The organism is Bacteroides sp. AF20-13LB, assembly GCF_003603065.1.
GTDB classification, from domain to species: domain Bacteria; phylum Bacteroidota; class Bacteroidia; order Bacteroidales; family Bacteroidaceae; genus Bacteroides; species Bacteroides uniformis.
The window spans coordinates 127787-134532 of record NZ_QTMH01000006.1; the positions used below are offsets into that span (position 1 = coordinate 127787).

Consider the following 6746-nt stretch of genomic DNA (forward strand, 5'->3'; position numbering starts at 1 on the left):
TTATGGGAGACTTTTTTGACACTATGACTATTGTAGTCGTTATTATCATGGTATTTCTTGTATTAGTGATAGCCATTCATGCTTCTGCAAGGCTTGTACAAATGACTTTCAGCAGAAAGTCCGGCTTGAAACAAAAGGATACAGTCAAATCAAATGAGGCTGTGAAAAATGCGGAATCGGTAAACCTTCCTGAACAAAAGAAAGAATCGCCCGGCATTGATGAACGATGTGCCATTTACAAAGAAAAATACCTTACTTGTAAACCGTTGGCAAAGCGGGCACAGGTCTGTATAGAACAGGAGAATGCCTGTATAATCAAATACATGCTTTTGGTCATAGACCCCAAAGCTACCATGTCCGGCTACATCAATAATATTGTGGACGAGCATCTGAAAAAATATTCACCCGAGATTATAAAATTGTACGAAGAAAAGAAAGCTGATTATGGAAATTAAAATTTATTTCGCAGTCAAAGTCCTGTGCGCGATCTTCATATTATACAGATTGTGGATATTCATCTTCAGTCAGCAAATGTATGACGCATGGGAGAAAGTGTACCGTATGATGCGTATAGCCCGTATCAAGTTATGGAAATATCGTAAAGAATATCGGATATACAGGGAAAAGAAAGCCGAAAAAGCCAGGAAAAAGGCAAGGCGTAAGAAAAATGTGCCGGAAACAAAAGCGGTACAGGAGAAGCCTGTAACTGTAGAACGGCCTTCTCAGGTTGACGATAACGACGTGATTGGCAAGACCAGAATCGTCTATCTGGAAGACCCTGATGTGGCAAGAAAAAAGCCTACACATTCCGAACCATTGGTTAGAGAACCTATAGAAGAAGATGAAGAAATCAATCCCGAGGATGTGGTACAGGAAAACAAAGGGTTGACCAAGGAGGAAAAGGAAGAACTTATGGCTCCGGTGGGTGCGGAGCCTGATCCTGATTTCAACACGGCAATGACATTCGAGGAAATGAATAATGTTGTGGAAGTGCTGACTTCCGCTACCCGGGATGAACAGAAGGCTTTTCGTGCGAGCATGACAATCTATCACAAGTTATCCGGTACGGAAATATTGAATCTTCTTGAAAACGAAATCGGATGCCAGCATAAAATCGGGCATCTGCTCAACGAATATCTGGATGAAGCCGGAAACCCGCTTTTAAGACGCAGGGGTACTCCGAAGAAAAAAGAAGTTTTCGATATAGGTAAATTCGTTTAATAGTTTCTTTTGTTGCCATATTTTTGGGGGCATGTCGATGTGATATCGGCGTGCCTTCTTCATTTTCAGAAAACGACGTCGGATAAAATACAAATAGTCATATCGTTATCATAATGGCAAGATTCGTACCTTTGCAAAAAATGAATGATTATGGCAGTAACAAAAGCAATATTGGAAAAATGGATGGCGGCTCAGAAGCGTCACCATCTGTCGGACAGGCATGTGCAGATGGCACGTGAACTTGGTCTGAATCCTGACAAACTCGGGAAGATTGATAACCACAGACAGGAGCCGTGGAAAGCTCCGCTTCCGCAGTTCATAGAGGATATCTACTACAAGAGGTTCAAGCGTGAGCAGCCTGAAACTGTCAGGCCGCTGAAACAGATTCTGAAGGAAATGGAATTCAAAAAGAAGCTGCAAAAAGAGAAAAAGGAGGAACGGAGGAAACAGCGTGTCTTCTCTTCCGATTCAGCAGCAGAGTAAACAGCGTTCACATGACATGAAGCGAAGTCTGAAAGCCGCCCGGTTTTCAGACTTCGCTTTTTTGATTCTGACAAGTTGCAGCGTTTTTATTTTTTCATGGAGAGTGCCCGTTTTTATATTCTCCTTTTTTCAAGCGGCTGCCAAAAATTCTTTTTCATATCGTTTGGAAATCCCTTTCCGATGTAACGTAATGACACCCGATGTCACGCATCGTCAGTGTTGTAAATCAATGAATTAAGCGTTATATATTCGTGGTCGAAATCATTTTTTGTCTCACCAATTAAAAGTTTCGACACATGAAAAAAAGATTCTTTTTTGCAGCCATGATGCTGCTTGCAACGACAGGGGCTTTCGCCCAGGGTAACGGTATCGGCGGTATCACTGAAGCCACCAACATGGTCACTTCCTATTTCGATCCGGGAACCAAACTGATTTATGCCATCGGAGCCGTGGTCGGCCTTATCGGAGGCGTGAAGGTCTATTCCAAGTTTTCCTCGGGAGATCCCGACACCTCCAAGACGGCAGCCAGCTGGTTCGGCGCCTGCATCTTTTTAATCGTAGCCGCCACAATCTTACGCTCATTCTTCCTCTGATTATGGCGGAGTATCCTATCAACAAGGGAATCGGCCGCAGCCCTGAGTTCAAGGGGCTGAAAAGCCAGTACCTGTTCATCTTCGCCGGCGGACTGCTCGCCCTGTTCGTCCTGTTTGTCGTCATGTACATGGCAGGCATCGACCAGTGGGTATGTATCGGTTTCGGTGTCATCTGCGCCTCGGTGCTTGTCTGGGTGACTTTCCGCCTGAACACGAAATACGGTGAATGGGGACTGATGAAATTGCAGGCGCTGCGCCGCCATCCCCGCTACATCATCAACCGGAAGGGTTTCCTCCGGTTGATTTGTCCAACCCCGAAAAAACGTAATGTATGAGAAATGTAATGAAAGCTGCCACACTGGAAAGCCGGTTTCCGCTGATGGCCGTCGAGCACGGGTGCATCATCAGCAAGGATGCCGACATTACCGTGGCCTACAGGTTGGAGCTGCCGGAAGTGTTCACGCTGACTCGCGCCGAGTACGAGGCCCTCCATTCCACATGGGCGAAGGCTGTCCGGGTTCTACCGAACTACAGCATTGTCCACAAGCAGGATATCTTCATCGAGGAGAGTTACAGACCTGACATCTGCCGGGATGACCTGAGTTTCCTCAGCCGAAGCTTTGAAAGGCATTTCAACGAACGGCCGTACCTGAACCATACCTGCTATCTGTTCCTGACTAAGACCACGAAGGAACACAGCCGCACGACAAGCAGTTTCAATGCCCTCACGCGCGGGTTTATCATCCCCAAGGAGATGCAGGACAAGGATACCGTTGCACGCTTCCTGGAATGCTGTGGGCAGTTCGAGCGTATCGTGAACGACAGCGGTCTGCTCCGCATGGTCAGGCTGACGGACGAAGAGATTACCGGTACGGAAACCTCCGCGGGCATTATCGAAAAGTATTTTTCGCTTTCGCAGGAAGATACGACCAGCCTGCAGGACATCACTCTCGGAGCCGGGGAAATGAAGGTCGGCGACAATGTGCTCTGTCTGCATACCCTTTCTGAAACTGAGGATTTGCCGTCATCCGTGGGTACGGACAGCCGTTATGAACGGCTGTCCACGGACCGCAGTGACTGCCGCCTGTCCTTTGCCGCACCGATAGGGATACTGCTCACGTGCAACCATATCGTGAACCAGTATCTCTTCATAGACGATTCGGCGGAGAACCTGAGGAAATTCGAGCAGACCGCCCGCAACATGCACTCGCTGTCCCGTTACAGCCGCTCCAACCAGATCAACCGTGAATGGATTGAGGAGTACCTGAACGAGGCGCACAGCAAGGGACTCACTTCCATCCGTGCGCACTGCAATGTCTTTGCATGGAGCGACGACCGGGAGAAGCTGAAGCGTATCAAGAATAATGTGGGTAGCCAGATTGCCCTGATGGAGGCCAAGCCCCGCCATAACACGGTTGATGTGCCGACACTTTTTTGGGCGGGCATTCCCGGCAATGCCGGTGATTTTCCGTCTGAGGAAAGCTTCTACACCTTCATCGAGCAGGCCCTGTGTCTGTTCATCGGGGAAACGTCCTACAAGGATTCGCTCTCGCCGTTCGGCATCCGCATGGTGGACCGTCTGACCGGAAAGCCTGTCCATCTGGACATTTCCGACCTGCCGATGAAGAACGGTACGATTACCAACCGCAACAAGTTCATCCTCGGACCTTCGGGCAGCGGAAAGTCATTTTTCACCAACCACATGGTGCGCCAGTATTACGAACAGGGAGCGCATGTGCTGCTGGTGGACACGGGAAATTCCTATCAGGGACTGTGCAGCCTTATCCATGCCCGAACGCATGGCGAGGACGGCATCTATTTCACCTATGAGGAGAGCGATCCGATAGCCTTCAATCCTTTCTACGTGGAGGACGGTACTTTTGATATCGAAAAAAAGGAGTCCATCAAGACGCTTATCCTTACCCTGTGGAAACGTGATGACGAGCCGCCGACACGTGCCGAGGAGGTGGCACTCTCCAACGCGGTCAATCTCTTTCTGGAGAAGATACGCACGGACAGTACCGTGGTTCCGTCCTTCAACACCTTCTATGAGTTCATCCGCGACGAGTATCAGGAAATCCTGAAGACCAAGCGTACACGGGAGAAGGATTTTGATGTGTGGGGATTCCTGAATGTGCTGGAACCTTATTACAAGGGTGGCGAATACGACTATCTGTTAAACTCCGAAAAGCAGCTTGATTTGTTGTCCAAACGCTTCATTGTCTTTGAGTTGGACAATATCAAGGACAACAAGGTACTGTTCCCGATTGTCACCATCATCATCATGGAAACCTTCATCAACAAGATGAGAAAGCTGAAAGGTATTCGCAAAATGATTCTGCTGGAGGAGGCATGGAAGGCCATCAGCAAGGAAGGTATGGCGGAATATCTGAAGTACCTTTGTGCGCCCGTAAAGGTTGCATCGTAAATATCTCTTTGGCAAGAGATTAGGAACGTGTTCTTTGAAAAATAACCTATCATCAGCCGACTTATCTGTTTCGGGAAAACTTAACCGAGCAGGGAGTGTAGCATGTCGGAAAAGTCATAAGTCAGTTAGTTACCAAACTGCGACTGAATGGCGAGATGAAAAGATAGATATGAGGATAAAGTCCGAATTGATTGAACGATAGTCTGAGTGGTCCCCCTTGAGGCTATGGCGTAAGGTAACTATCAACCGCCATATCGTGATACTACTTCAGTGAATAGGTATGAATGTAGCAAGAACTTATCACGACACAACCGCAGTAAGCGAGTAAAGGACGGAAGTCGTATCCGACAATCTATCATGCCAACAGTTACGATGTGATAAACGGGGATTACCTATCCCGAAGTGCCGAAAGGCTATTAGGTTCGACCTATGAAAATTCGGAGTGGTAACGGAGCTTCCATAGTAGTTTGAGCAAGGTAACGCCTTGTACATGGCGAAGGGAAGCAGCTAATTATTAATACAATTAACGGAAAATGTGAGAGACATTATGAGAAGTCCAGAAAGAGTATTAAACAGTCTATCAGAACACAGTAAGGATGCAAGCTATAAGTTTGAACGTCTTTACAGAATTTTGTTCAATGAGGAAATGTTCTATGTTGCCTATCAGCGTATTTACGCTAAAGAAGGTAACATGACTAAAGGTTCGGACGGTCAGACCATTGACAGCATGAGCCTGAAACGAATTGAAAAGTTAATTGATATGTTAAAAGACGAAACGTATCAACCCCAACCGTCAAAGAGAGTGTACATACCGAAGAAAAACGGTAAGAAAAGACCTCTTGGCGTGCCGACTTTCAATGACAAGTTGATACAGGAAGTGGTAAGAATGGTATTGGAAGCCATATACGAGGGGAGTTTTGAATATACCTCGCATGGGTTTCGTCCCAATCGAAGCTGCCATACTGCATTAACTCATATCCAAAAGGAGTTTAGCGGTGCAAAATGGTTTGTAGAGGGAGATATAAAAGGCTTCTTTGACAATATAAACCATGATGTATTGATAAACATTCTCTCGGAGCGCATTGCGGATGAACGATTCATCCGACTGATACGCAAGTTTTTGAAAGCTGGATATATCGAGGAATGGCAATTTCACAATACTTACAGTGGCACACCGCAAGGGGGTATCATCAGCCCGATATTGGCTAATATATACCTTGACAAGCTGGATAAGTATATAAAGGAATACATAGCCAAATTCGACAAAGGGAAGAAACGAAGATTCAGTAGAGAAAGTATGGACTTTGGCAATGCAAGAAAACGTATTGTGCGAAAATTGAAATCCGTAAAAGATGAAAGGCAAAGGACAAAGCTAATCCTTGAACTGAAAGCAATAGAAAAAGGACGGGCTAAATATCCCAACGGCGAAGAAATGGACGCCGATTACAGAAGAATGAAATATGCAAGATATGCAGATGATTTTCTTGTGGGAATTATCGGAAGCAAGCAAGATGCACAACAGATAAAGGAAGATATTAAAAACTTCCTTGCTGATAAACTGGCATTGGAGCTGTCCGATGAAAAGACACTTGTCACTCACACGGAAAGACCAGCCAAATTTCTCGGATATGAAATCAATGTAAGAAAGTCCAACGACCAAAAAAGGGATAAACGGGGTAGATTAAGAAGAACCTATGGTAAAAGGGTCTGCTTAAATGTCAGTATGGAAACTGTCCGTAAAAAACTTTTCAATTTGGGAGTCTTAGAACTGACAAACCGTAACGGAAAGGAAATATGGAAACCGAAATGCAAATCGGGACTGATATTCAATGACGACCTTGAAATCCTTGATAGTTATAATCGAGAAATCGTGGGTTTCTATAACTATTACTCCATAGCCAACAACTGCGCCCATGCCTTGAATAATTTCAAGTACATCATGGAATACAGCATGTACAAAACGTTTGCAGGCAAATATAAATGCCGTACACGTGAGGTAAACAAAAAATATCGTAAGAACG

Annotated in this window: 6 protein-coding genes and 1 pseudogene; all 7 read left to right on the forward strand. The window is 45.8% G+C overall.

Features of this window, described 5'->3' with window-relative positions:
• Window positions 1-2: 2 nt before the first annotated feature.
• A complete protein-coding gene (locus DWX62_RS08480) occupies window positions 3-455 on the forward strand; it encodes a DUF3408 domain-containing protein (protein WP_057254206.1) in 453 nt (150 codons plus the stop codon).
• Window positions 445-1221 (forward strand): DUF4122 family protein, encoded by a 777-nt coding sequence (locus DWX62_RS08485; protein ID WP_102407380.1) that lies wholly within the window; start codon window positions 445-447, stop codon window positions 1219-1221. The genes DWX62_RS08480 and DWX62_RS08485 overlap by 11 nt, the downstream gene beginning before the upstream one ends.
• 150 nt (window positions 1222-1371) lie before the next feature.
• Window positions 1372-1704, forward strand: coding sequence for a hypothetical protein (locus DWX62_RS08490; protein WP_102409244.1), 333 nt, complete (start codon window positions 1372-1374; stop codon window positions 1702-1704).
• Window positions 1705-2000: 296 nt separating this feature from the next.
• The gene (locus DWX62_RS08495; RefSeq protein ID WP_005801791.1) at window positions 2001-2297 is read left to right on the forward strand and encodes a DUF4134 domain-containing protein; all 297 of its coding nucleotides are present in this window, start codon (window positions 2001-2003) and stop codon (window positions 2295-2297) included.
• 2 nt (window positions 2298-2299) lie between these two features.
• Entirely contained in the window at window positions 2300-2632 is a 333-nt protein-coding gene (locus tag DWX62_RS08500) for a DUF4133 domain-containing protein (protein ID WP_120172732.1), read from the forward strand.
• A pseudogene (locus tag DWX62_RS08505) lies at window positions 2629-4698 on the forward strand (TraG family conjugative transposon ATPase); the annotation flags it as partial. The gene DWX62_RS08500 and the pseudogene DWX62_RS08505, both read left to right, overlap by 4 nt.
• Before the next feature lie 574 nt (window positions 4699-5272).
• The coding region (locus tag DWX62_RS08510; RefSeq protein WP_243636257.1) for a reverse transcriptase/maturase family protein at window positions 5273-6746 on the forward strand (1474 nt) is incomplete at its 3' end.